Raw genomic sequence first — 23140 nt, 5'->3', positions numbered from 1 at the left:
CTCCGTAGTACTGTCCAGACACATGTCCACCAAGTGTCTGGACAGTATTCCGGGAAGGACGTTCCAATGACGCTGGTCAAACCGCAGCGCGTATCCGGAGGCGAAGAAGAACACGGGCACCTCGCCGAGTTCCGCACCGACCCGATCGCCCTGATGCGGCGCGTGCGCGCCGAGTGCGGCGATGTCGGGGCCTTCGAACTCGCGGGACGTGATGTCGTCCTGTTGTCCGGCGCCGAAGCCAATGAATTCTTCTTCCGCGCCGGCGACGACGATCTCGATCAGGCCGCGGCCTACCCGTTCATGAAGCCGATCTTCGGCGAGGGCGTCGTCTTCGACGCACCGCCGGAACGCCGCAAGGAGATGCTGCACAATTCGGCCCTGCGCGCGGACCACATGCGTGGGCACGCGGGCACCATCGCCCACGAGGTGGACCGGATGGTCGCCCAGTGGGACGACGAGGGCGAGATCGACCTGCTCGAGTTCTTCGCCGAGCTGACCATCTACACCTCCTCCGCCTGTCTGATCGGCGTGAAGTTCCGCAATCAGCTCGACGGGCGCTTCGCGCACCTCTATCACGAACTAGAGCAGGGCACCGACGCCCTGGCCTACGTCGATCCGTACGCGCCGATCGAGAGCTTCACCCGGCGCGACGCGGCGCGCGTCGCCCTGGTCGAGCTGGTGCAGGCGATCATGGATCAGCGGGAGGCGAATCCGCCCGAAGGCAAAGACGACCGCGACATGCTCGATGTCCTCATCTCGGTGAAGGACGAGAACGGGGCACTGCGGTTCTCGGCCAGCGAGATCACCGGCATCTTCATCTCGATGATGTTCGCCGGCCACCACACCACTTCGGGCACGGCGGCCTGGACGATCATCGAACTGCTGCGTCATCCCGAGACGATGGCCGGCGTCGTCGCCGAACTCGACCAGCTCTTCGCGGACGGCGCCGACGTCAGTCACCATGCGCTGCGCCAGATTCCGAATCTGGAGGCCGCGCTCAAGGAGTCGCTGCGGTTGCATCCGCCGCTGATCGTGCTCATGCGGGTGGCGCGCGCGGAGTTCGAGGTGTGCGGACATCAGATCGCACCGGGCGACATGGTCGCAGCCACCCCCGCGGTCTCCAACCGGATTCCGGAGGACTTTCCCGACCCCGACGCCTTCGATCCCGCGCGCTATCTCGATCCGCGCCAGGAGGACATCCTCAACCGCTGGACCTGGATTCCGTTCGGCGCGGGCAAGCATCGCTGCGTCGGAGCGCCGTTCGCACTCATGCAGCTCAAGGCGATCTTCTCGATTCTGTTGCGGGACTGGGAGTTCGAACTCGCTCAGCCCTCGGACACCTACCGCAACGATCATTCGAAGATGGTGGTTCAGCTGGAGCAACCCTGCCGCGTCCGTTACCGCCGCAGGCAGCGCTGAGCGCGGGCGGAGAAGCACTGTGACAGCGTCGTCCATTCCCAGCGGATTCGATTTCACCGATCCGGCACTGTGGGAATCCCGCAACCCCGTCCAGGAATTCACCGAGTTGCGCCGCACCGCCCCGGTCTGGTGGAACGCCCAGACCGACCCGCAGTCGGGCGGGTTCCGCGACGGCGGCTACTGGGTGATCAGCAAGCACGAGGACATCAAGGAGATCTCGCGCAATCCCGAGCTGTTCTCCTCCCAGCGCAAGGGTTCGGTCATCCGGCTGCCCGGTGAGGTGACTCCCGAGCAGATCGAACTCACCGGCGCCCTGTTGCTGAACATGGATCCGCCCAAGCACACCAAGATCCGCCGCATCATCTCCAAGGGGTTCACGCCGCGCGCGGTCGAGGGGTTGCGGGCGGCGTTGACCGAACGGGCGGCGGCGATCGTGCACGCGGCGCGGGCGGCAGGCGGCGGCGATTTCGTCGAACAGGTGGCGTGCGAGCTTCCGCTGCAAGCCATCGCCGAACTCGTCGGCGTCCCCCAGCAGGAACGTCGCAAGCTGTTCGACTGGTCGAACCAGATGCTCAACTACGACGATCCGGAGTACGGCGACGCGACCACGACCGACACCTCGTCGACCGCGGCTATGGAGATCCTCGGCTACGCCTGGAACATGGCCGAACAGCGGCGCGCCGAGCCGGCCGACGACATCGTCAGCAAGCTGGTGCACGCCGATCTCGACGGGGAGGCGCTGGGCTCCGACGAGTTCGGGTTCTTCGTGATCCTGCTGGCCGTGGCGGGCAACGAGACCACCCGCAACGCCATCACCCACGGCATGAAGGCGTTCATCGACAATCCGGATCAGTGGGAGCTCTACAAGCGGGAACGCCCACGGACCGCGATCGACGAGATCGTGCGGTGGGCGACCCCGGTGACGGTCTTCCAGCGCACCGCGACCGCCGACACCGAGCTCGGCGGGCAACTCATCCGCGCTGGTGATCGCATCGGATTGTTCTACAGCTCAGCCAATTTCGACGAGGATGCCTTCGAGCGCCCGTTCAGCTTCGACATCCTGCGCGACCCCAATCCGCACCTGGCCTTCGGCGGCACCGGCACCCATTTCTGTGTCGGAGCCAACCTGGCCCGGCTCGAGATCGAGCTGATCTTCAACGCCATCGCCGACGTGATGCCCGATCTGTCCCAGGTTTCGGAGCCGCAGCGGCTACGGTCTGGGTGGATCAACGGCATCAAGCACTGGCAGGTCAGCTACGAGTCAGGAGAACGGGACTGATGAGGATCGCACTGCTGTCCTACCGGAGCAAGCCGCACTGCGGCGGGCAGGGAGTGTATGTCCGGTACCTGAGCCAGGGGCTCGTCGAGCTCGGCCACGAGGTCGAGGTGTTCTCCGGGCAGCCCTATCCCGAGGATCTCGATCCGCGGGTGTGTCTCACCGAGGTGCCGAGTCTGGACCTCTACCGCGACGACGACCCCTTTCGCACACCGCATCCCCGCGAGATCCGCGATCGCATCGATCTGCTCGAGCTCGCCACCATGTGGACGGCCGGGTTTCCCGAACCGCGCACGTTCAGCCTGCGCGCGGCCAGGCTGTTGGCTTCGCGCGCACAGGATTTCGATGTCGTGCACGACAATCAGTGCCTGGGCTACGGCCTGCTCGACATCGCCGAGCGGCTGCCGCTGGTGGCGACGGTGCACCATCCGATCACTCGCGACCGCGCGGTCGATCTCGCCGCGACGCCGTGGCGGCGCAAGCTGTTCGTGCGGCGCTGGTACGGCTTCCTCGGCATGCAACAGCGAGTCGCACAGCAGATTCCGGATCTGATCACGGTGTCGTCGTCTTCGGCGGCGGATATCGCCGAAGACTTCGGCGTGCGGCCGGGACAGCTCCATACCGTTCCCCTCGGCGTGGACACCGAACTGTTCCGGCCGCGCGAGACACCGCGGGTGCGGGGGCGGATCGTCGCGGTCGCCAGCGCCGACAAGCCGCTCAAGGGCATCGCGCACCTGCTGAAAGCCGTGGCCCGGCTGCGCCATACCGGCGATGTCGAACTCCGGCTCGTCGCGAAGCTGGAACCGAACGGCCCCACCGAGAAGCTGATCGCCGAACTCGGCATCGCCGATATCGTCACCCCGGTCAGCGGAATGAGCGACGAGCAGTTGGCCGAGCTGCTCGCCTCGGCCGAGCTCGCCTGTATTCCGTCGATGTACGAGGGGTTCTCGCTGCCCGCGGTCGAGGCGATGGCCAGCGGGACACCGCTGGTCGCCAGCCGGGCGGGCGCGCTGCCCGAGGTCGTCGGCGAGTGCGCCGAACTGGTCGAGCCGGGCGATGTGGACGCGCTGACCCGGGTGCTCGGCGAACTGCTCGCCGACCCCGCCCGACGCGAGCTCCTCGGCGCGGCGGGTCGGGTTCGCGTGCTCGAGCTGTTCAGCTGGTCGGCCGTCGCCTCGCAGACGGTCGCGATCTACGACCAGGCGATCACCCGCCGCTCCCCCACCCCGCCGGGCACCGCCCGATGACTCCCCCGCCTGACCCTGTGCAGCACCTGGAGGCCTCATGTTGACCGTCGATTTCGACCGCTTGGGCGTCGGCCCCGGATCACGGGTGATCGACATCGGCTGTGGCGCGGGCAGACATTCCTTCGAGGCCTATCGCCGCGGAGCCGACGTCGTCGCGTTCGACCAGAACGCCGCCGACCTGGCCGATGTCGCGGTCATGTTCGAGGCCATGGCCGCGGCGGGCGAGGCGCCGGACTACGCCAAGGCCGAGACCGTGCGCGGCGACGCCCTCGATCTGCCCTACGGCAACGAGGAATTCGATGTGGTCATCGCCTCGGAGATCCTCGAGCACGTTCCGCAGGACACGCAGGCGATCGCCGAACTGGCGCGGGTGGTCAAACCCGGTGGCGCGCTGGCGGTCACAGTGCCGCGCTGGCTGCCCGAACGCATCTGCTGGGCGCTCTCGGACGAGTACCACGCCAACGAGGGCGGCCACGTGCGCATCTATCGCGCCGACGAGTTGCGCGACAAGATCACCGCGCGCGGTCTGCGCTACCACCACCAGGACTTCGCGCACGCGCTGCACGCACCCTTCTGGTGGCTCAAATGCGCTGTCGGCGTACGCAATGACAAGCACCCACTGGTGAGCGCCTATCACCGCATGCTGGTGTGGGACATGATGTCGGCGCCGGCCGTGACGCGCACGGCCGAGCGTGTGTTGAATCCGCTGGTCGGCAAGTCCGTCGCGCTCTACTTCACGAAACCGGCGGTGCGCGGCGATGCCCGTTGAACTACCGGCCCTTCCCGGAGTCCTCTCCGCGCGCGATATCCGCCAGACCGCCGAATCCATCGCCGCCGCACAGGAACCCGATGGCGCGATTCCCTGGTTCAGCGGCGGTCACACCGATCCGTGGGACCATATCGAGTCCGCGATGGCACTGACCGTGGCCGGCCTGTGGGACGAGGCCCGTGAGGCCTACATCTGGTCGGCGAAATCGCAACGCTCCGACGGCTCGTGGCCGATGCAGGTACGCGGTGGGGTGATCGAGAATCACGACGCCGACACCAACTTCTGCGCCTACCTGGCCACCGGCGTCCTGCACGCCCTTTCGATCACCGGCGATACCGGTTTCGCCGCCGAGTTGTGGCCGACGGTGCGCGCCGGCATCGACTTCGTGCTCGGCCTCCAGCTGGGCGCGCACGGCGAGATCCATTGGTCGGCAAACGAATCCGGATCCTCCGGGGAAGCCTTGCTGACCGGCTGTTCCAGCATCTTCCACAGCCTCGGCTGCGCGGTGACGCTGGCCGAGCGAGTGGGCGATCCACGCCCGGACTGGGCCGCGGCCCGCGACCGGCTCGGCCACGCCCTGCGCCATCGTCCGGAGGCTTTTCTGGACAAGAGCCGCTACTCCATGGACTGGTACTACCCCGTGTTGGGCGGTGCGGTGCGCGGCGTCGCGGCCACGGATCTGATAGCTCGGCGCTGGAACGAATTCGTCGTCGGCGACCTCGGAATCCGCTGCGTCTCCGACGCACCGTGGGTCACCGGCGCCGAGACCTGTGAACTGGTGCTCGCCTTGGACGCCATCGGCGACACCGCTGCCGCCGCCACGCTGTTCGCCAATATGCAGCATCTGCGCGAATCCGACGGTTCCTATTGGACCGGACTGGTTTTCACCGATGGCAAGCGCTGGCCGGAAGAACGCACGACGTGGACGGGGGCGGCGGTCGTGCTGGCCGCCGACGCCCTCACCCGTACTTCCCCGGGCAACGGCATCTTTCGCGACGCGCTGCCCGGCTGAGGCGACTCAGCCGCAGGCGGCGGTGCGCTGCAGGATGCGCAGTGAACCGGTGACCGAGAGTTCGCTGAACTTGCCGCTGTCGAGCGCGCGGCGATAGATGTTGAACGGCGCGCGGCCGCCGTCGGCGGGGTCGGGGAAGACGTCGTGGATGGCGAGCAGCCCGCCGCCCGCCACCCAGGGCACCCAGTTGTCGTAGTCGCGCTGCGCGGCTTCCTCGGTGTGGCCGCCGTCGACGAACAGCATCCGCAGCGGGGTGCGCCAGATGCGCGCCGCGGCGGTGGACGAGCCGATGATCGCGGTCACCGTGTCGGTGAGCTGCGCCCGAATCATGGTGCGCCGGAACGTGGTCACGGTGTCGAAGACGCCGGTCTCCGGGTCGACCAGGGTGGTGTCGTGGTACTCCCAGCCCGGCTGGTGCTCCTCGGAGCCGCGGTGGTGGTCGACGGTGAACACAGCGGCGCCGGTCTCGCGCGCGGCGGCGCCGAGATAGACGGTCGACTTGCCGCAATAGGTGCCGATCTCCATGATGATTCCGTCGCCCGCGTACGCGCGAGCGGCAGCGTAGAGCGCGTGTCCCTCGTCCGGCGGCATGAATCCGGTGACCTGTTCGGCGAGTGCGAACAGGTCGCTGGTACCGGCGGAGATTTCGTCCAGAGCTGCCATGCGAGCCACGCTAACATATGAACTGGAATACAATCCGGACTACTGTCCGGAAACCTGCTCGGATAGTCGAGACCAAAAGGAGAACACCGATGAAGACTCGTCTGAACTGCCCCTGCGGCGTCGCCATCAAGGGCACCGACGAAGACGATCTGATCAAGCAGACCCAGGCGCACCTGGCCGAGAACCACCCCGGACACGACTACACCCCCGACGAGATCCTCTTCATCGCCTACTGAGTCGGCTATTTGGTCGGCAGCGCGTTCTGCAGGCCACCCACCTCGGTGATCTGCCAGTCGGCATTGCGGTCGACAGTGAGCGAGTAGGTGACGGTGGTCCGCGTTCCGCCGGGCGTCTGGGCGCTGGTGGAGACCACATCGAGGTAGGCGTTGACCTTGTAGATGCCACCGCTTTCCGAGGTCACGGCCGCCGAGAGCGGAGTCGCCTTCGATGTCCACTGCAGTGGGAGCAGGATCTGCTCCAATTGCGGTGCGGTGGCGTCGAATTTCGCGGCCAGTTGCGGGGTGGTGCCGGTTCGCAGTCGGGTGAACCACGCTTGCACGTCGCGGTAGTCGATGGTGGACGCGCCGACCCCGTAGTCCGAGGCGATCTGTTCGACGTGCCGGGCATCGGCGTCGCGGGCCTCGCGATCGGCGATCGTCGCCTCGGCCGAGAAGTACAGCGACGCGAAGGTGACCACCGCGGCGACGAGGACCGCGATCGTGGCGGCGCTCAGCACGGTCGACAGTCGCAGGGATACGGTGCGCGGCTGCTGCTCGGCGGCCTCGGTGGTGGTGGCTTCTTCGGTCGCTGTACTCATGGTCTGTCCTTCGTCCGACTATTTGACGCCGATGCGCAAATGCACTGTGCCGTCGGCGTCCACGCTCTGCAGGGCTTGCTCGATCAGGGTGCTGAGGTCGAGGGCGGGTGTCCGGTTCACCGCATCGGTGACCACCGGACCCAGCACCTGCCCCAGCGGGGCGATGCTCGGCCCGATCTCCTCGATCAGGGTGGCGAGCTCGGCCAGGAACGGCACGAGGCCGTCGCCGGTGAAATAAGAAGGCACCGGACGGCTCTCGACGAGCTCCGATCCCGATTCGACGATCGCGTTCAGCGTCACGCCGAACTCGCCGAACAGTGGACCCGCCGTGCCGAGCGAGGGCCCGAACCATTCCATGTTGCCGCCGAGGGCTTGCACATCGGCGAACAGTTGCCGGACGGCCTCGGTGCGGCTGAGCAGGGTGGCCGCGAGCAGGGTCGATGATCGCTGCAGGGTCTGCATCGCGGTGTCCGTCCCGGCGAGCGCGCGGTCGAAGGTGTCGACCAGGTTCGCGATCGCCTCGGGATGGATCTGCTCGAGTAATTCGACCAGTCGGGCCGACAGGGCCGTGATGGTCATCGGCAGGTGGATCCGGTCGGCCGCGACGACCTGGCCGTCCTCGAGATACGGGCCCGCACCCGATTCCGGCGCGAAGGCGATATACGGCTCGCCGAGGGCCGAGAGCTGCTCGATCCGGACGTTGCTGGACACCGGGATGCGGTACCGGCTGTCGATCCGCAGCCGAACGAGCACCCCGCCTGCCTGTTTGCGCACCGACTCGGTGCGCCCGACCTGCACACCGGCGAGCAGGACAGGCGAATTCGGCGCGAGCCCGCCCGAGTTGTCCAGCCGCATGTCGGCGGTGATGTAGCTCAGTCGCGGGTCCAGCCGCAGCACCCCGAGCGACATGTACCCCACACCGAAAACCAGGACCGCCGCGATCGCGGAGAGCGATACTGTCGCGCGCAGATTCATCGTAGGAGTCCGATCATCCGCAGGGTGTCGACGATGCGGGCGGTGTGCTCGTCGGCGGGGGTCGAGCCGGTCGACGGCCCGAGGGTGACTTCGACCAGGTCGACCTTCGGGCCGTGGGTCGCGAAGGGCACGAGATCGGTGTTGATCAGGTCGATGAGCGCCTTCGTGTTCGACGGTGAATCGGCGTCGAGCGGGCGGCTGCCCAGCAGCATGGGAACGAGGGCGCGGGTGGTGTCGTCCAGGGAGGACAGCAGTGGGCCGAGCCACTGCGCGCTCGGCGCGACCGGGCCCAGCGCGGTCAGCACGAAGATGACCCGGATCTGCGTGTTCACCGCATCGGTGGTGTGTTGGACGCCGTAGGGGGTGAGCAGTTCGTCGAGAATCGGCAGGTTCTGCTGCATGCCCTCCTCGACTGTGGCCTCCAAGCCGTCGAGCAGGGCGTCGACCGAGTGCAGGTGGTCGCCGAGGTCGGTGATGTCGGCACCGAGAATGCCTGCAAGACGGGCGGTGTCGCGCGGATCGTCGGGGAACACGCCGTTCATGGTGCGCACGATGGATTGGAAATCGGTCACCGCGCCGCTGCCGATGAAGGTGGACAGCCCGGCCAGGATGTCCTCGATCGGGGGTGACTGGGTCGTGTCCGCGAGTGGGATGGTCGCGCCCGGCCTCAGCTCGCCCGTCCTCGCGGGCACCGGTTCGGTCAGCGCGATGTGGACGTCGCCGAGCGGAGTCTCCTGGCGGAGTTCGGCGGTGGTGCCGACCGAGAGCCGCACCGACTGCGCGATGGCGACATCGGCGACGGCATAGCCCGGCACGGCCGCGCGGTCCGGTGTGGCGGCGACCGGATCGACGAGGGTGACCCCGGTGAGTATGCCGACGCGGACACCGGCCGCGATCACCTTGGCGCCCTGCGGGAGATTGAGTACATCGGCGAACTCGATCCGCAGCTGATACGTCGGCCCGTCGACGCCCGAACCCGGTACCGGCAGGTCGGCGGGCTGGAAACCGCAGCCGGTGGCAGCGAGCAGCACCGTGAACAGGAGCAGGACAACGCGTTTCATCGTGCGCTCACCGCCCCGAGCAGCAGGGGCAGAGCAGGAATCGTCATCGCACCGCTTTCGGTCGCCTGGCAGGGCTGGCCCGTAACGACCTGCACGGCCGCACACACCTGGGTCGTGTCTTGCTGGGCAAGTACGAGTTTCGGTGGCGCGTAACCGATGGTCAGTGCCCCGCTGGCCGGGTCGACGGCGCCGGCGAAGCCGCTCGCGACGGCCGGGGCCATGGCGATGACATCGGCGAGCGAGCCGACGCCCGCCGCGATCATGCGCGACAGATCCGGCACCGAATTCAACGAGCGCAGCGCGGGCGATCCGAACATCACGATCACGTCGTTGAGCTGGGGCAGCAGGTCGGCGAGCGCGGCGACGATCTCGATGATCGGCGGGAACGCGATGGTGACGATGTCGTCGAACGTCTGCGGCAGCCCACTCACCGTGGTCTCCACCTGCGACCAGCCACTGCGCGCTCGGTGAGCGAGCTCGGTGAGCGCGTCGAGCAGTTGCCCGATGTGGCCGATCGCCGCGTCGGGTGCGACCAGCGCCCTGCTCAGCGCGGCGATGATCTCGTTGATCTGATCGCCGGTCCCCGCTGTCGCGCGATCGAGCGCGTCGACTCCGGCCCCGACGGCGGTGCGCTGCTGACCGGTTTCGCCCGCACCGTTGAGCTGGTCGGCGAGCCCGGCGAGGGCGTCGAAGGTCTGCGTGAGGCTTTTGGGAGTCAGTGTCTTGGTGATGCACGAGCTCGAATTCCAGCCCGGCCCAGCGGGTTCGGCCCCGATCAGGGCCAGTCGCCGGTCGGCGATCAAGGTGTCGCTGACGGTCACCGCTCCCACGTCGGTCGGCAACTTGCGATCGGCGCGGACGGTGAATTCGACGCGCGCCACCGCACCGTCGATGCTGATCTCGGTGACGCTCCCGACCTGCACTCCCATGACCGTGACCGCGCTGCCCTCATACAGCCCGATACTGTCCGGCATGTCGGCGCAATAGCTCCGCATCGGCGGATTCGGCGAGCTCAGCCGCAGGCCGATCGCACCGGCCAGCACGAGCGCCACGACGACCACGGCCGACATCAGCCCGCGCGATCCCAGGATCTTGTTCAGCATCAACAACCACCTCCCGGCAGCGGCACGCACAGGGCGGGGAGCTGGATGGTCGCGCCGGACTGGTCGACACTCACCCCGCCGCCCGCGGGCATCAGCGGGAGCAGCCGCTGTTCGAACGCGCGCACGGATTCCAGCAGGGCGCCGAGGCGCGCGCCGAGCTGCTCGAGCGCGGGGATGGCATCGGCGAGCGGCTGGGCGCGCTCCTTGATCGACGCGTCCCACGCCCGTCCGAGCGGCGTGAGGTCTTGCAGGATGACCGCCAGGTCGTACAGGGATTCGGCAACCTGCACCTTGTTGGTCTGGATGATCTGTTCGAGCGTGCCGAGGGTGATGACCAGATCCGCCAGCACATCGGCGTTCGCGTCGAGCGCGGTCAGGTATTCGTCGGCGATGGACAGGGCACGGGAGATGTCGGCGTTCTGCTCGTCCAGGATCGCGACCACGTCACCGGCGGCGCGTACCGTCGAGCGCACGGCGTCCGGGCTCTTGTCGATCGCGGTGGACAGTGCGGCGAGGTCCTGGCGGAAGACGCTCCCGTCGATCCGGCGGACGGGCTCCACCGCGTCCTGGAACGCCTTGGTCAGGTTGTAGGGCACGATGACTCGCTCCATGGGGATCACCGCGGCGCCGAGCGGTTTCGTGCCGGCGGGCAGGACGGCCAGGTAGTAGCCGCCGACAAAGGTGAGCATCCGGATGTCGAGGGTGGTCTGGTCGCCCAGGAACGCGTCCTCGGCGACGGTGAATTCCATCCTGACCCGATCGGGCAGCAGGGTCAGCGCGGTCACCTTCCCGACGGGTATCCCCGCGAGCCGCACGTCGTCGCCGGTGCGGATCGAGCCCGCCTGGGCCATCTCGGCGGAATACGTACGCTCAGCGGTGGTTCCGGTGACATAGACCGCGCCGATCGCGATCAGCAAGAGCACGGCGGCGCACATTCCCGCTATTCCCCAGCGCAATTCGCCCGCCCGCGGATCGGCGGCGCGTGCGCGCGCTATCGGTGACACAGCAAGATCCCCTGTCCGGCGATGAGTACTTGCAGAGGTTGGGGAGCCGTAGCGGCACCGTGCGAGCAGGTGAGGTCGGGCCCGGTGGGCGGAATCGCCTGTGTCATCGCCTGGATGAGACCGGGCATGCTCTCGAACGCGGCCACCGCGTCATACGGATCAGGGAACGCCCTGCGCAGCGCTACATCGAGGTCCCCGCCGGGTTCCCCTGTGACCCCGAAGACGGTGAGCATGCTCCGAAGTGGTTGCAGCACACCGGGGATGCCGTTCGCGAAGTCGACGAGTCCGGGCAGCTTCTCGGTGATGGTGATGAACAGGTTGGTCAGATTGGTCAGCAGGGTCATCGCATTGCCCGACTTTCCGCCGAGATGATCGGCCACCTGGGCGAGGTTGCCCACCAGCGTCGACAGCACCGCCTGCCGATCGGAGGCATACCGGCTGAGCTTGTCGATGGCGCCCAGCGCCTGCCCGACGCCCGTCCCGTCGCCCTGGACCACCGCGAGAATGCTGGTCGCGAACTGATTGAGATCATCGGGCGAGAGTTCGGCCAGCACCGGCTGTAATCCTTTGAACAGTCGCGTGATGTCGAAGTCGGGCACCGTCTCCGCGGTGCCGAAGACCGAGGCCGGATCACGCTGTCCCGCAGGCTGTTCGGGCTGCTCTATGTCCAGATACCTGAAGCCGGTGAGATTCTGGTACCGGATGGCGATGACGGTGTTGGTGAACACCGGCCGATCCCTGCTGACGATAAACCTCACGCGAGCCAGCGCCCCGTCGAGTTCGACCGCACGCACCTTGCCGACCTGCACGCCGTAGAGGCGCACGTCGTCGCCGGCGCGCAGGCCGTTCGCATCGGTGAACAGCGCTGTGTAGGTGTCGGTTTCGCCGTCGATCGGTCGCTCGATCACGCGCAGGACGCCCACCAGCACCAGACCCATCAGCAGGACCGCGGCGGCTACGCGTACCAGCAGGGAGCGTGTCGTCATCAGCGCGCGCCCCCGAGTATCGAGGCCAGAGGTGCCGCCAGACCGGGCACCACATCCAGTTCGACCCCGGCAGTGAGCACGGGGCCCTCGGGTGTGTCGCGAAAAGCGGTGTCGAGGCGGGTGAGCAGTTCGCTCAGTTGCTCCGCCGAACGGTGCGGGGTGCTGACCGATGCGGAAAGGCGGTCGAGGACAAGGCTGATCATGGGCAGGATTCCACCGAAATACTGTTGGGAGGTGCTGAGCAGTTGGGTCACCGTCGGCAGCAGTTGGTATTGGATGTTTTCGAACATCTGGCCGAAGCGTTGGAGTTGGTCGGGTACCGCCAGGTACTTGTTCGTGTACTCCGCGTTCAGCAGCGTCAGCCCGCCGGTGAGCATGGGCGGCAACCCGGTCAGCGCGGAACCGAACTGTTCGAACAGCATCGACGGCGGGAGCTCCCGGGTCTCGGCATAGGAGCGGGCGGTCGTGCCGATCGCCTGCAGCAGTGGCGTGAAGGCCGTGAGGTCGCGCGAGATCGTGCTGAGCAGTTCCACGAGTTTCGGTGTCAGCACCTCGTCGGTGAGCTGGCCCGTCGATGCCAGCAGGGCCGAGAGCGTGGCGTCGTGGACTCGATCAGCTTCACGATCGGTCAGATCGACCGTCGAGCCGTCGACCAGCTCCGCACCGCCCGGCGTCGAATGCAGCTCGATGGCGCTGATGCCGAAGAGGTTTCCCGGCGCGTAGTCGACGGTCAGGGCGTTCGTCAGGCCGAACAGCTGAGAACCACTCAGCGTCAGCTCGATTCGCTGCTCGCCGCGGCCCGCGAAGTCGATCGCGGCGACCGAGCCCACGCGTACGCCGTCGAGCCGGACATCGGTGCCCTCCCCGACGCCCTCGCCGACTTGGCCGACCAGCAGTGCGACCTGGATCCGGTCGTCGGGTTCGCTGTCGGGCACCACCCGCCAGACGAGCACGCCCACCAGCGTGAGCACGACGGCGAGGGTGCCGATAACGCGGGCGCGCAGTGGCCCGACTTCGGTACCCGGCAGAGCATAGGCAGGCATGGCATCACCCGGTGAACGTGACGGGGGATTGGAATCCCCACAGCAGAATGGTGGCGACCATGTCGAGCGCGATGATCGCCACCAGGCTCGCCCGAATGGCGCGCCCGGAACCGATGCCCACGCCCTCGGGACCGCCCGTGGCGAAATAGCCCTGATAGCAATGGATCAGCACGACAGCGACCGCGAACACCATCACTTTGACAGTCGCGGCGAAGACATCCCAGCCGACCACGAACTGCTCGAAGTAGTGGTTGTACGTGCCTGCCGGTGTCCCGTGGATGGTCGTGACGATGAAGGCGCAGGAGAAATAGCTCAGGATCAACGCGACCACGAATGCCGGTGCGACGGCGAAGATCCCGGCGATGACCCGCGTGGTCACGACGAACGGCACCGACCTGATGCCGAGCGATTCGAGGGCGTCGATTTCCTCGGAGATGCGCATGGAGCCGATCTCGGCGGTCATTCGGCACCCGGCCTGCGCCGCGAAGCCGATCCCCGCCGCGATCGGCGCGAGCTCGCGGGTCACGCCGAAGGCCGAGATGAGACCGCTGAGTTGCCCCAGCGACAACAGGTCGAGAGCACTGAACGCCTCGATGCCGATGGAGGCGCCCATGGCCGCGCCGAGCAACAGCATCAGCGGCACCACACCGCCGCCGATGATCACCGAGCCGCGACCCCAGGTCATGTCCGTCACCATCGTGATCGTCTGACGGCGGTAGTGCACCAGTGTGTAGGGCACCGACGAGAGCACCTGCCAGCAGAAGCCGAGGACGAACCCGATCGACTCGATCGGGCCGAACGGGCGGATACCACGGCGGCGCAGCCAGCCGACCCACCGCAGCGCGGCGGGATAGTAGGGCGCGCTCATCAGGCCATCCTCACCGGGAAGAACATCGTGACCACCTGGGTGATCACGGTGTTCAGCACAACGGCCGCGGCGATCGACATCACCACGGCCGCATTGACCCCGTCGGCGACACCGCGCGGTCCGCCTTTGGCTTCCAACCCGCGTTGACAGGCGATCACGACGACCAGGAAGCCGAAGATCAGCGCCTTGACCAGCGATACCCAGACGTCGATCGAGGTGGTGAAGGCGCCGAAGGACTGCCAGTAGCTGCCCGGGGTGACGTTCAACGCCGACACCGCGACCAAGAAGCCCGAGCCGACGCCGATGAAGATGATCAGGATATTGAGCAGCGGCGCGACCAACATCATGGCCGCGATGCGGGGCACGACCAGGCGTTGCACCGGGTCGATGCCCATCACCCGCAGTGCGTCGACCTCCTCGCGGACGGTTCGTGCGCCCAGGTCGGCCGCGATCGCGGCGGCGCCCGCCCCACCCAGCAGCATCGCGGTGGCCATCGGAGCGCCCTGCTTGATGACGCCGAGTCCGCCCGCCGCACCGATCATCGAATCGGCGCCGAGTTCGGACACGATATTGCCGACTTGCGCGGAAACGATGACGCCGAACGGAATGGCCATCAAAATACTCGGTACCGCGGTGACCCTGATCAGAAACCAGGCTTGCGTGAGCGTTTCGTGTACCTGGAATCGCCCGCGAATAGCGTCGATCACACCGATGTAGCTCGCTGCCGCGCCGATACGCAAAGCGCGGCCCAGAGTCGCGACACTCGAAAGGACAGTGTCGGAGAAGTTTCGACGAATTATCTGCCCGGCACCGGCCTGTTCCCCGTCCTGCACATCTGTATCGCTCGCGTCCGTCGCACCACCGTTGACCGGTGCAACTTCGTCGTCTACCCGTGCCATGGCGGTGACGGTACCATATGATTTGGACCACATTCCAGACACTGGTCCAGATATTTGACCGGCCGGAAACTCGGCCTCCACCAGCCGGTCAGCCCCCGCAAGGCCCCTGAAAGCGTTGTGCCGAACTCGTGTCGATGGTACCGTCCAGACACATGTCCAGCTACCTGTCTCCCTCGGGGTTGTCCGCCCCCGCCGCCGAAGGGGACGACCTATCGAAACCGGGGTATTCGCGATGACCAGCGCCACAGTGGAGCCCGTGGCATTCGACCCGTACGACTACGGATTCCACGAAGACCCGTACCCGACTTACCACCGATTGCGCACCGAGGCGCCGCTTTACCACAATCCGGAGCTCGATTTCTGGGCACTTTCCCGGCATTCCGATGTGCTCGCGGCATTTCGGGACAGCAATCGGCTTTCCAGCGCCAATGGCGTCTCCCTGGACCCGGCGGCCTGGGGTCCGCACGCCCATCGGGTGATGTCGTTCCTGGCAATGGACGATCCGCGACATATGCGTATGCGCAGGCTCGTTTTCAAGGGTTTCACCCCGAAACGCGTCGCCGAGATGGAAGTACGGATCCGGGAGATCACCCTCGAGCATCTCGAGCCGGCGCTCGCGCGCGGCAGCTTCGACTGGATCGACGAGGTCGCGGGCAAGCTGCCGATGGACGTCATCTCCGAATTGATGGGCGTGCCCGAGCCCGATCGCGCCGAGATCCGCCGCTTGGCCGATCTGGTGGTGCACCGGGAGGAGGGCGTGCTCGATGTGCCCGTCGACGCGATCGACGCCTCGATCCGACTGTTCGGCTACTACGCCGACATGGTCGCCCAGCGCCGCGCCGCACCCGCCGACGATCTCACCTCGGCGCTGCTCGATGCCGAGATCGATGACGACACCCTCACCGACGAGGAGATCATCGGCTTCATGTTCCTGATGGTCGTCGCCGGAAACGAGACCACCACCAAGCTTTTGGGCAATGCGCTCTACTGGGCCGGCGCCAACCCCGCGGAGTACGCCAAGGTCGTCGCCGAGCCGGAGCTGGTCAGCGACTGGGTGGAGGAAACCCTGCGCTACGACACCTCCAGCCAGATCGTGGCCCGCACCGCGGCGGTCGACCTCGAGTACCACGGCGGCACCATTCCGGCGGGCGCGAAGGTGTTGTTGCTGATCGGCTCGGCCAACCGCGATCCGGCCGCCTTCGACGACGGCGACAGCTACGTCATCGACCGCAGCAGCAGCTCCGCGCTCGCCAGTTTCGGCGCGGGCGTGCACTTCTGCCTCGGCGCGCATCTGGCCCGACTGGAGGCCACCATCGTGCTCGGCGAATTCGCTTCGCGGGTCTCGGCTTTCGACGTCGACGCCGACGGCATCGCCCGAGTGCACTCCACGAACGTCCGTGGCTTCGCCAAACTCCCCATCACAGTAGAGGTCAGCTAGTGCCCCGATTCGAACCCCATCCCGAGCGCAGGCCCGTACTGATAGCAGGCGCCTCCTCCGGCATCGGCGCCGCGAGCGCCGTCGCGCTGGCCCAGCTCGGCCATCCGGTGACGCTGGGCGCGCGCCGGGTCGAGTTGTGCGAGGAACTCGCCGCCAAGATCCGCGCCGACGGCGGCGAGGCGTACGCCCACCGGCTCGACGTCACCGATGCCGCCTCTGTCGACGAATTCGTGACGGCCGCCGAGCGCACGCACGGCCCCACCGAGATCCTCGTCTCCGGTGCGGGCGATATCGAATTCTCGCTGGTGGGCGAGATGGACCCGGAACGATTCCTGTTCCAGGTGCAGGTCCACCTCGTCGGCGCCCAACGCCTCGTCCACCGGGTGCTGCCGGGGATGACAGAGCGTCGGCGCGGCGATCTGGTCGTGATCAGCTCCGACTGCGCCGACCATCCACGGCCGCGCTCCGGCGCCTACAGCGCCGCGAAGAACGGTCTCGAAGCGATGGTCGGCCAGCTGCGCATGGAATTGGAGGGCAGCGGCATTCGCGCGTCGCTGGTCCGGCCGGGCCCGACCCTGACCGGAATGGGCATGGATTCGACCCCCGAGATCGTCGGGCCGGTGCTGCGGGACTGGAAGGACTGGGGCTTGGCCCGCCATCCCTACATGCTGCGTCCGCAACATCTCGCCGACGCGGTGGCGACGGTGGTCTCCGTCCCGCGCGGGGTCCACATGGTGCTGGTCGAGGTGCAGCCCGAGGCGCCCCTGCGGCCGGTGCCGGACGGAGGCGCGTCATGAGAATCGTGGTCGATCTGGATCTGTGTCAGGGACACGGGGTCTGCCAGGACGAGGCGCCCGCGGTCTTCACTGTGCCCAAACGCGGCCTGGTCGAGATCGTGGACGCCACCCCCGGCGACGCGCAACGCACGGCTGTCGAGGCCGCGATCCGCTACTGCCCCACCCAAGCACTGTCGATCGCCGACGGTGGCGAACCCGACTCCTCCGTGAAAGGCACAGACTGATGGCAAGTTTCGAGCGGGCCGAACTCGACGAGATGGTTCGGCGCTGGGTCGTGGAGAACCAGCGGTGTGAGGAGAAGGGCGACTGGAAGCCCCTCGCGGAGATGTACACGGTAGATGCGACCTACGGCTGGAACTACGGCCCCAAGCAGGAGTTCATGTCCGTCGGTCGCGACGAGATCCGCGACTACGCCCTCGGTCAGGAGATGCTCGGCCTCGAGGGCTGGACCTATCCGTACCAGGAGTTCGTCATCGACGAGCGCAGCGGCACCGTGATCGGCTTCTGGAAGCAGATCAACGAGGGCAAGCGCGCCGACGGCCGCCACTACTCCCCCGAGGGCATCGGCGGCAGCTGGTTCCGCTACGGCGGCGACTTCCAATGGTCGTGGCAACGTGACTTCTTCGACTTCGGCAATGTCTCGGCGATGTTCCTCGACATGATCACCGACAACGCGCTCTCGCCGGGCATGCACAAGCGCATCGAACGCTCCGTCTCGCGAGACCCGCTGCCCGGCTGGTACCGCATCGGCGAATCACCCGCTTCCCTGTGGTGAGCCCGATGAGCAGCTTCGCCGGGCTGTCCCGGCATCAACTGGCCGCGCTGGTCCCCGAGCTGTTGCTGTGCGGTCACCTCATCGATCGGTCCGGGATGGCGCACACCATCGCCGCCTTCGGCCGGGAGGGGATGACGGCGGTGGCCATCGAGGAGTGGCAGCTGGCCAGCCCGATCTACACCCGCCGGATGCAGCGGGCCCTGCGCTTCACCGGCGACAGCGTCGAGACCATCTTCAAGGGGCTGCAACTCGATATCGGCGCGCCGCCGCAGTTCATGGACTTCCGGTTCCGGGTCGACGACCACGATCACGGCGAGTTCTGGCTCGATCACTGCGGTGCGCTGGCCGATGTCGAGCCGATGGGCGAGGAGTTCGTGGTGGCGATGTGCCACGACATCGAGGACCCCACCTTCGACGCGACGGCGCTGGCCACCAATCCGCACGCCCAGGTTCGCCCGGTGCACCGCCCACCGCGCCGGCCCGCCGACCGGACCCCGGTGTGCGCGTGGACAGTGGTCATCGATCCCGCGCACGTTCCGCCCGCGGTGCCGCGCAATGCCGCGCTCCTGGCGAATTCCGTTGCCGCGGGGCTGGAATTGGCCGAGATCGATCCCGGCGACGAGGGCATGTCCGACTACACCGGGCCGCTGCTCAGCGATCTGCGGTTCGCCGATTTCTCCCACGCGGCCCTGCGACGGATGGCCGATGAGATCTGCCTGCAGCAGCATCTGCTGACGCTCGGGTTCATGGTCGCCATCAACGAACGCTCCGATGCGGAGACCGCGCTCGGGATCGGGCGCAAGCAGTTCGCCGGGATCGCCGGACTGACCTCCGAGCGAATCCGTCGATGCCTGGCCCTCGGCGACGATTCGCACGCGCTCGCCACGGTCCTGCGGCTTCATCCGGCGCTGAACCCGGTGAACTACACCGGAGTCGATATCGCGGTGCTGTCCTCCGGTGTGCGCCTGCGTTTTCCGCACGTCAGTGGGGCGCGAACCGACGGGGCCTGGTCTTCGATGGTGACACCCGAAGACCTGCGTCCCCTCGATGCACTGGTCCGCGGGGTCAACCCGCGCTTCGTCGCCCGCGTCGCGGCGACGGACGAGGACGGCTGGACCGTCGACATCGACCTGGCCGAGCAACCGTTCCGAGAAGCATCCGAGGTCGCGGTGACCCGCTTCAGCACCGGTGCGGGCTTCTCCTTCACCGACCGCGGAAAACCCCTGCCACTCACCGTCGTGTGAGAGATCGTCAAGAGATGGACTGACATGGCCAACAACTTCGCCGACCTGTTCGAACACTCCGTCGACGCCATGCCCGATCGCATCGCCCTGATTCAGCGCGATCGTCGAGTGACCTTCCAAGAACTCGATATTCGGGCCAACCGCCTGGCCAACCAGTTGGCCGAGTCGGGCGTCGGCCACGGCACGCACGTCGGTTTCCAGATGCACAACAGCATCGAGACCATGGAGACGTTGCTCGCCTGCTTCAAGCTGGCCGCCGTCCCGATCAACATCAACTACCGATACGGCCCCACCGAGCTGGCCTACGTCTACGGCAACGCCGACCTCGAGGTGTTGATCTACCACGCCTGTTACGGCGAGACCGTCCGCGCGGCCCTCGAGGTGACGCCGACTGTGCGCCAGTCGATCTGCGTCGACGACGATCGTGATGTCGGCGTACCGGGGGCGGGCGCGGTCCTGTACGAGCAGCTCGTCGAGGCGGGAAACCCGGTCCGTCCCTCGGTCACTCGCACCGCGGACGACCTGTTCATGATGTACACCGGCGGCACCACCGGCATGCCGAAGGGCGTCATGTGGCGTCAGGAAGACATGTGGCGGGTGCTCGGCGGCGGGGTCGACTTCTACAGCGGCGAACCGGTACGCGACGAGTATCAGCAGTCCGCGACCGGCGCCCAGGGTGTGCCGAGCATCTGGTTCGTGCTCCCGCCGCTCATCCACGCCGCGGCGATGATGCCGACGTTCAACGCACTCTGGTCGGGCAATACGGTGCTGTTCGAGCCGCGTTTCGACCCGGCGCGGGTGTGGCAGTCCGTCGCCACGCACCAGCCGCATGTCATGGTCATCACCGGCGACGCGATGGCTCGCCCGCTGATCGACACCTTCGTCGAAGCACCGGTGGACGCCTCCTCGCTGCTCGTGATCGCCTCGGGGGCCGCGCTGCTGTCGCAGCCGGTGAAGAACGCACTGCTGGAGCAGTTTCCGACGTCGATGGTGTCGGACTCGATCGGCTCGTCCGAAACCGGTTTCGGCGGTATCGGTTTCGCGCAGAAGGACGACGATCCGGCGCGCGGCCCCCGGGTGCAGACCGGGCGCGGCGCGGTGGTCGTCGACGAGGACGGGCGGCCCGTCGCTCCCGGCGAGGAGGGCTGGCTGGCCAAGACCGGCGCGGTCCCGCTCGGCTACTACAACGACCCCGAGCGCACCGCACGGCTGTTCAAGACGGTGGACGGCGCCCGCATCGTGGTCACCGACGACCGCGCCCGCGCCGAATCCGACGGCTCCATCACCCTGATCGGCCGCGGCAACATGGTGATCAACACCGGGGGCGAGAAGGTATTCCCCGAGGAGGTCGAGGCCGTGGTGAAATCCCACGACGCGATCTACGACGCGGTGGTCATCGGCGTCCCGCACGAACGGTGGGGCCAGCAGGTCGCCGCGATCATCTCGATCGCCCCCGACCGCACCCTGGACTTCGATGCCGTCCTGACCCACCTGCGCCCCCACCTCGCCGGATACAAGATCCCCAAACGCATCTGGACAGCGGAAACGATCTCCCGCTCCCCCAGCGGCAAACCCGATTACCGCTGGGCGAAGGACTACGTCACCGACCGCACCCCTGACCACCGGACCGATTGAGAAGACACTCTCGCCACAGCGGTATCCGCTCCAGAACTCGGCGGAAACCGCTGTGGCGCCTTTCGACCGTCAGATGACCTTGGCGTCGATCAGCAACGTCCAGATCTCACCCTGGTCGACGACCTCGACGCCGAGCTTCTCGGCCTTGGCCAGCTTGCTGTCACCGACCCCGGCGCCGGTGATGAGCATGTCGGTGTTGGCCGAGACCGAGGACGCCGCCGTCGCCCCGGCCTGCTCACAGAGGCGCTGAAAGGTGGGGCGAGCGACCTTTTCGCCGGAGCGCGGGTCGCTGATCGCACCGGTGATCACGACCGTTTTGCCCTCGAGGGGGGCGCCTGCCGCGATGACCGGCGGCAGGTCTTCTTCGCGCACATCGAGACTGACGCCGAGTTCTCGTAGGCGGTCCAGTTCCGGCCGCAGTCGCGTCAGGTGCGCGACCAGGGAGGCGGCGACCTTCGGGCCGATGTCCTCCACCGCGACCAGTCGTTCCTCGCCCGCGTCGGCGACCTCCTCCAAGGAGCCGAAGCCCGACCGGGCCAGGCGCGCGGCGGTGCCGTCGGAGGCCATCGGGATGGCAAGGCCGATCAGAGCGCGGCGCAGGCCGACCTGACGGCTGGCGTCGATCGAATCGATCATGCGCGCGGCGGAGACCTCGCCGACTCGGTCGAATTCGAGCAGCTGCTCTTTGGTCAGCGTGTAGAAGTCCGATGGGCTCTCGAGAATGCCCGCCTCGGCGAGGCGTTCGATCCACACTCCCCCGATGGCGTCGATGTCGGCGGCGGCGCGCGAGGCCCAGTGGATCAGCCTGCGCACTGTTTGCGCGGGACAGGAAACGTTGGTACAGAACAGTTCTCGGCTGTTGCCCTGCTCGGTGACCGGCTGACCGCACGAGGGACACTCGGTGGGCGAGATGATGTCGATTTCCTCGCCCGTGCGCTTGGCGGCGTCGAGCACACCCGCCACGAACGGGATGACGTCACCCGCGCGGCGCACCAGCACCGTGTCGCCGACCTTGATGTCGCGAGCGCGGATCACCTCTTGGTTGGCCAGCGTCGCCTTCGTGACCGTCGTGCCGCCGACGAACACCGGCTCGAGCCACGCGACGGGGACGATCTTGCCCGTCTTGCCGACATCCCAGATCACCTCGCGCAGCAGCGTGGTCTTCTCCTCGGCGGCGAACTTGAACGCCAGCGCACCGCGCGGTGAGTTCGACCGGGTCCCTGCCGCCGCGTAGGCATCACGGTCGGCCAGGCGTAATACGGCACCGTCGATATCGTAGTCCAGATCGTTGCGACCCTGCTCGATCTCGGTGATCGCCGCCTGCGCCTGCGCGGCGTCGGCGCACAGGCGCATCTGCGCACCCGCGACCCCGATCGCGCGCAGCCCTTCTCCGAGGTCGTGCGCGGCGTCGTCGGCCGAGGTGTCCAGGTCGAAGCCGAAGAACTGTAGGCGCCGTTCGGAGACGGTGGCCGGGTCCTTCGCCCGCAGGGTGCCCGCCGCGGCGTTGCGCGGGTTGATCAGCGGCTTGTCCGGGTGGGCGGTGTTGTAGGCGAGGAAGGTCGACCGCAGCATCACCGCCTCGCCACGCACCTCGACGCGGCCGGGCAGGTCGATCCGCTCGGGGACACCGTCGACGAGGGCGCGGACCAGCGGGGTCACGTCGTCACCGGTGGTGCCGTCGCCACGGGTGACCGCCCGCGCCAGTCGCCCCTTCTCGAAGACGAGAGCCAGCGACAAGCCGTCGAGCTTGGGCATCACGACCACCGACTGACCGGGGAAACGACCGAAGAACGCCTCGACCTGCTCGGGCTTGGTCGCCTTCTCCAGCGACAGCATCGGCCGCGAGTGCCGTACCGGAGCGTGCAGCACGGCGGGCGCACCGACCTGTTCGAGCGGATTCGGGTCCGGCGTGAGGTCGGGATGGGCCTCGATCAGGGCTCGCAGCTCGTCTTCGATCGCGTCGAATTCCGCGTCGGCGACCAGCGGCGCGCCCTGGTAGTAGGCGTCGCGCAGCGCCACCATCCGGTCGGCGAGTTCTCGGATACGTTCCCCTGTTTCCACGGACAAGACGCTACCGATACCCACCGACAACTCGCGCGGGTGGCACGC

At 67.3% G+C, this 23140-nt stretch carries 23 protein-coding genes; 12 read left to right on the top strand and 11 right to left on the bottom strand.

Translation table 11 applies throughout. The features are described from left to right. Positions 1 to 66 precede the first annotated feature (66 nt). The 5 genes from QX204_RS09555 to QX204_RS09535 are packed head-to-tail and all read left to right on the top strand — an operon-like array spanning position 67 to position 5723. Complete coding sequence (locus QX204_RS09555) at positions 67 to 1419, top strand: lanosterol 14-alpha demethylase (protein ID WP_301906231.1); 1353 nt, start codon at positions 67 to 69, stop codon at positions 1417 to 1419. 19 nt (positions 1420 to 1438) lie between these two features. After that, positions 1439 to 2698 (top strand): cytochrome P450, encoded by a 1260-nt coding sequence (locus tag QX204_RS09550; RefSeq protein WP_301906230.1) that lies wholly within the window; start codon positions 1439 to 1441, stop codon positions 2696 to 2698. Further along, positions 2698 to 3942 (top strand): glycosyltransferase family 4 protein, encoded by a 1245-nt coding sequence (locus QX204_RS09545; RefSeq protein WP_301906229.1) that lies wholly within the window; start codon positions 2698 to 2700, stop codon positions 3940 to 3942. The genes QX204_RS09550 and QX204_RS09545 overlap by 1 nt, the downstream gene beginning before the upstream one ends. 37 nt (positions 3943 to 3979) lie before the next feature. Then, complete coding sequence (locus QX204_RS09540) at positions 3980 to 4711, top strand: class I SAM-dependent methyltransferase (RefSeq protein WP_301906228.1); 732 nt, start codon at positions 3980 to 3982, stop codon at positions 4709 to 4711. Next, entirely contained in the window at positions 4701 to 5723 is a 1023-nt protein-coding gene (locus QX204_RS09535) for a prenyltransferase/squalene oxidase repeat-containing protein (RefSeq protein WP_301906227.1), read from the top strand. The genes QX204_RS09540 and QX204_RS09535 overlap by 11 nt, the downstream gene beginning before the upstream one ends. A gap of 6 nt (positions 5724 to 5729) precedes the next feature. Here QX204_RS09535 and QX204_RS09530 read toward each other — a convergent pair whose 3' ends face one another. Further along, complete coding sequence (locus QX204_RS09530; protein WP_301906226.1) at positions 5730 to 6386, bottom strand: class I SAM-dependent methyltransferase; 657 nt, start codon at positions 6384 to 6386, stop codon at positions 5730 to 5732. An 89-nt stretch (positions 6387 to 6475) separates the two neighbouring features. On the opposite strand from QX204_RS09530, the gene QX204_RS09525 reads away from it, so the two are divergent. Then, positions 6476 to 6622, top strand: coding sequence for a DUF1059 domain-containing protein (locus QX204_RS09525; RefSeq protein WP_063816260.1), 147 nt, complete (start codon positions 6476 to 6478; stop codon positions 6620 to 6622). A 5-nt stretch (positions 6623 to 6627) separates the two neighbouring features. Here QX204_RS09525 and QX204_RS09520 read toward each other — a convergent pair whose 3' ends face one another. From QX204_RS09520 to QX204_RS09480, 9 genes are read right to left on the bottom strand one after another with little or no spacing between them, the layout of a single operon-like run. Then, positions 6628 to 7203, bottom strand: a complete 576-nt coding sequence (locus QX204_RS09520; protein ID WP_301906225.1) for a hypothetical protein — start codon at positions 7201 to 7203, stop codon at positions 6628 to 6630. 18 nt (positions 7204 to 7221) lie between these two features. After that, positions 7222 to 8178 carry an MlaD family protein gene (locus tag QX204_RS09515; protein WP_301906224.1) on the bottom strand — a complete coding sequence of 319 codons (957 nt, stop codon included), beginning with the start codon at positions 8176 to 8178 and terminating at the stop codon, positions 7222 to 7224. After that, the gene (locus QX204_RS09510; protein ID WP_301906223.1) at positions 8175 to 9239 is read right to left on the bottom strand and encodes an MlaD family protein; all 1065 of its coding nucleotides are present in this window, start codon (positions 9237 to 9239) and stop codon (positions 8175 to 8177) included. Before QX204_RS09510 ends, QX204_RS09515 begins: the two co-directional genes overlap by 4 nt. Beyond that, entirely contained in the window at positions 9236 to 10342 is a 1107-nt protein-coding gene (locus tag QX204_RS09505) for an MlaD family protein (RefSeq protein WP_301906222.1), read from the bottom strand. The genes QX204_RS09510 and QX204_RS09505 overlap by 4 nt, the downstream gene beginning before the upstream one ends. After that, on the bottom strand, positions 10342 to 11346 hold the full coding sequence (locus QX204_RS09500) for an MlaD family protein (protein WP_301906221.1): 1005 nt from the start codon (positions 11344 to 11346) through the stop codon (positions 10342 to 10344). Before QX204_RS09500 ends, QX204_RS09505 begins: the two co-directional genes overlap by 1 nt. Further along, positions 11334 to 12332 (bottom strand): MlaD family protein, encoded by a 999-nt coding sequence (locus QX204_RS09495; RefSeq protein ID WP_301906220.1) that lies wholly within the window; start codon positions 12330 to 12332, stop codon positions 11334 to 11336. The genes QX204_RS09500 and QX204_RS09495 overlap by 13 nt, the downstream gene beginning before the upstream one ends. After that, positions 12332 to 13375: an MlaD family protein gene (locus QX204_RS09490; RefSeq protein ID WP_301906219.1), complete on the bottom strand. Its 1044-nt coding sequence runs from the start codon at positions 13373 to 13375 to the stop codon at positions 12332 to 12334. The genes QX204_RS09495 and QX204_RS09490 overlap by 1 nt, the downstream gene beginning before the upstream one ends. Positions 13376 to 13379: 4 nt before the next feature. Continuing rightward, positions 13380 to 14243: an ABC transporter permease gene (locus tag QX204_RS09485; protein WP_301906218.1), complete on the bottom strand. Its 864-nt coding sequence runs from the start codon at positions 14241 to 14243 to the stop codon at positions 13380 to 13382. Beyond that, positions 14243 to 15184: an ABC transporter permease gene (locus tag QX204_RS09480; protein ID WP_301906217.1), complete on the bottom strand. Its 942-nt coding sequence runs from the start codon at positions 15182 to 15184 to the stop codon at positions 14243 to 14245. The genes QX204_RS09485 and QX204_RS09480 overlap by 1 nt, the downstream gene beginning before the upstream one ends. A gap of 190 nt (positions 15185 to 15374) precedes the next feature. On the opposite strand from QX204_RS09480, the gene QX204_RS09475 reads away from it, so the two are divergent. The 6 genes from QX204_RS09475 to QX204_RS09450 are packed head-to-tail and all read left to right on the top strand — an operon-like array spanning position 15375 to position 21031. Then, positions 15375 to 16580, top strand: coding sequence for a cytochrome P450 (locus tag QX204_RS09475; RefSeq protein ID WP_301906216.1), 1206 nt, complete (start codon positions 15375 to 15377; stop codon positions 16578 to 16580). Next, positions 16580 to 17377, top strand: a complete 798-nt coding sequence (locus QX204_RS09470) for an SDR family oxidoreductase (protein WP_301906215.1) — start codon at positions 16580 to 16582, stop codon at positions 17375 to 17377. The genes QX204_RS09475 and QX204_RS09470 overlap by 1 nt, the downstream gene beginning before the upstream one ends. After that, the gene (locus QX204_RS09465) at positions 17374 to 17601 is read left to right on the top strand and encodes a ferredoxin (protein WP_056823119.1); all 228 of its coding nucleotides are present in this window, start codon (positions 17374 to 17376) and stop codon (positions 17599 to 17601) included. Before QX204_RS09470 ends, QX204_RS09465 begins: the two co-directional genes overlap by 4 nt. Further along, the gene (locus QX204_RS09460; RefSeq protein WP_301906214.1) at positions 17601 to 18152 is read left to right on the top strand and encodes a nuclear transport factor 2 family protein; all 552 of its coding nucleotides are present in this window, start codon (positions 17601 to 17603) and stop codon (positions 18150 to 18152) included. The genes QX204_RS09465 and QX204_RS09460 overlap by 1 nt, the downstream gene beginning before the upstream one ends. A 5-nt stretch (positions 18153 to 18157) precedes the next feature. Continuing rightward, positions 18158 to 19396, top strand: coding sequence for a hypothetical protein (locus tag QX204_RS09455; protein ID WP_301906213.1), 1239 nt, complete (start codon positions 18158 to 18160; stop codon positions 19394 to 19396). A gap of 24 nt (positions 19397 to 19420) precedes the next feature. Then, on the top strand, positions 19421 to 21031 hold the full coding sequence (locus QX204_RS09450) for an acyl-CoA synthetase (protein WP_301906212.1): 1611 nt from the start codon (positions 19421 to 19423) through the stop codon (positions 21029 to 21031). 69 nt (positions 21032 to 21100) lie between these two features. Here the strand turns inward: QX204_RS09450 and ligA are convergent, their stop codons facing one another. Continuing rightward, the gene (gene ligA / locus QX204_RS09445; protein ID WP_301906211.1) at positions 21101 to 23092 is read right to left on the bottom strand and encodes an NAD-dependent DNA ligase LigA; all 1992 of its coding nucleotides are present in this window, start codon (positions 23090 to 23092) and stop codon (positions 21101 to 21103) included. Between the last annotated feature and the right edge of the window lie 48 nt (positions 23093 to 23140).

Origin of the sequence: Nocardia sp. PE-7 (assembly GCF_030486425.1) — a bacterium.
In the GTDB taxonomy this organism is placed as follows: Bacteria; Actinomycetota; Actinomycetes; order Mycobacteriales; family Mycobacteriaceae; genus Nocardia; species Nocardia salmonicida_A.
This window is presented reverse-complemented; position numbering and strand designations above follow the sequence as displayed.

What these genes read in the sequence shown, in the direction of transcription:
- QX204_RS09475 (WP_301906216.1), top strand. Translation starts at nt 15,375, where the DNA reads ATGACCAGCGCCACAGTGGAGCCCGTGGCATTCGACCCGTACGACTAC.
- QX204_RS09490 (WP_301906219.1), bottom strand. Translation starts at nt 13,375, where the DNA reads ATGCCTGCCTATGCTCTGCCGGGTACCGAAGTCGGGCCACTGCGCGCC.
- QX204_RS09495 (WP_301906220.1), bottom strand. Translation starts at nt 12,332, where the DNA reads ATGACGACACGCTCCCTGCTGGTACGCGTAGCCGCCGCGGTCCTGCTG.
- QX204_RS09450 (WP_301906212.1), top strand. Translation starts at nt 19,421, where the DNA reads ATGGCCAACAACTTCGCCGACCTGTTCGAACACTCCGTCGACGCCATG.
- QX204_RS09520 (WP_301906225.1), bottom strand. Translation starts at nt 7,203, where the DNA reads ATGAGTACAGCGACCGAAGAAGCCACCACCACCGAGGCCGCCGAGCAG.
- QX204_RS09505 (WP_301906222.1), bottom strand. Translation starts at nt 10,342, where the DNA reads ATGCTGAACAAGATCCTGGGATCGCGCGGGCTGATGTCGGCCGTGGTC.
- QX204_RS09455 (WP_301906213.1), top strand. Translation starts at nt 18,158, where the DNA reads ATGAGCAGCTTCGCCGGGCTGTCCCGGCATCAACTGGCCGCGCTGGTC.
- QX204_RS09535 (WP_301906227.1), top strand. Translation starts at nt 4,701, where the DNA reads ATGCCCGTTGAACTACCGGCCCTTCCCGGAGTCCTCTCCGCGCGCGAT.
- QX204_RS09530 (WP_301906226.1), bottom strand. Translation starts at nt 6,386, where the DNA reads ATGGCAGCTCTGGACGAAATCTCCGCCGGTACCAGCGACCTGTTCGCA.
- QX204_RS09485 (WP_301906218.1), bottom strand. Translation starts at nt 14,243, where the DNA reads ATGAGCGCGCCCTACTATCCCGCCGCGCTGCGGTGGGTCGGCTGGCTG.
- QX204_RS09525 (WP_063816260.1), top strand. Translation starts at nt 6,476, where the DNA reads ATGAAGACTCGTCTGAACTGCCCCTGCGGCGTCGCCATCAAGGGCACC.
- QX204_RS09460 (WP_301906214.1), top strand. Translation starts at nt 17,601, where the DNA reads ATGGCAAGTTTCGAGCGGGCCGAACTCGACGAGATGGTTCGGCGCTGG.
- QX204_RS09510 (WP_301906223.1), bottom strand. Translation starts at nt 9,239, where the DNA reads ATGAAACGCGTTGTCCTGCTCCTGTTCACGGTGCTGCTCGCTGCCACC.
- QX204_RS09545 (WP_301906229.1), top strand. Translation starts at nt 2,698, where the DNA reads ATGAGGATCGCACTGCTGTCCTACCGGAGCAAGCCGCACTGCGGCGGG.
- QX204_RS09515 (WP_301906224.1), bottom strand. Translation starts at nt 8,178, where the DNA reads ATGAATCTGCGCGCGACAGTATCGCTCTCCGCGATCGCGGCGGTCCTG.
- QX204_RS09555 (WP_301906231.1), top strand. Translation starts at nt 67, where the DNA reads ATGACGCTGGTCAAACCGCAGCGCGTATCCGGAGGCGAAGAAGAACAC.
- QX204_RS09540 (WP_301906228.1), top strand. Translation starts at nt 3,980, where the DNA reads ATGTTGACCGTCGATTTCGACCGCTTGGGCGTCGGCCCCGGATCACGG.
- QX204_RS09465 (WP_056823119.1), top strand. Translation starts at nt 17,374, where the DNA reads ATGAGAATCGTGGTCGATCTGGATCTGTGTCAGGGACACGGGGTCTGC.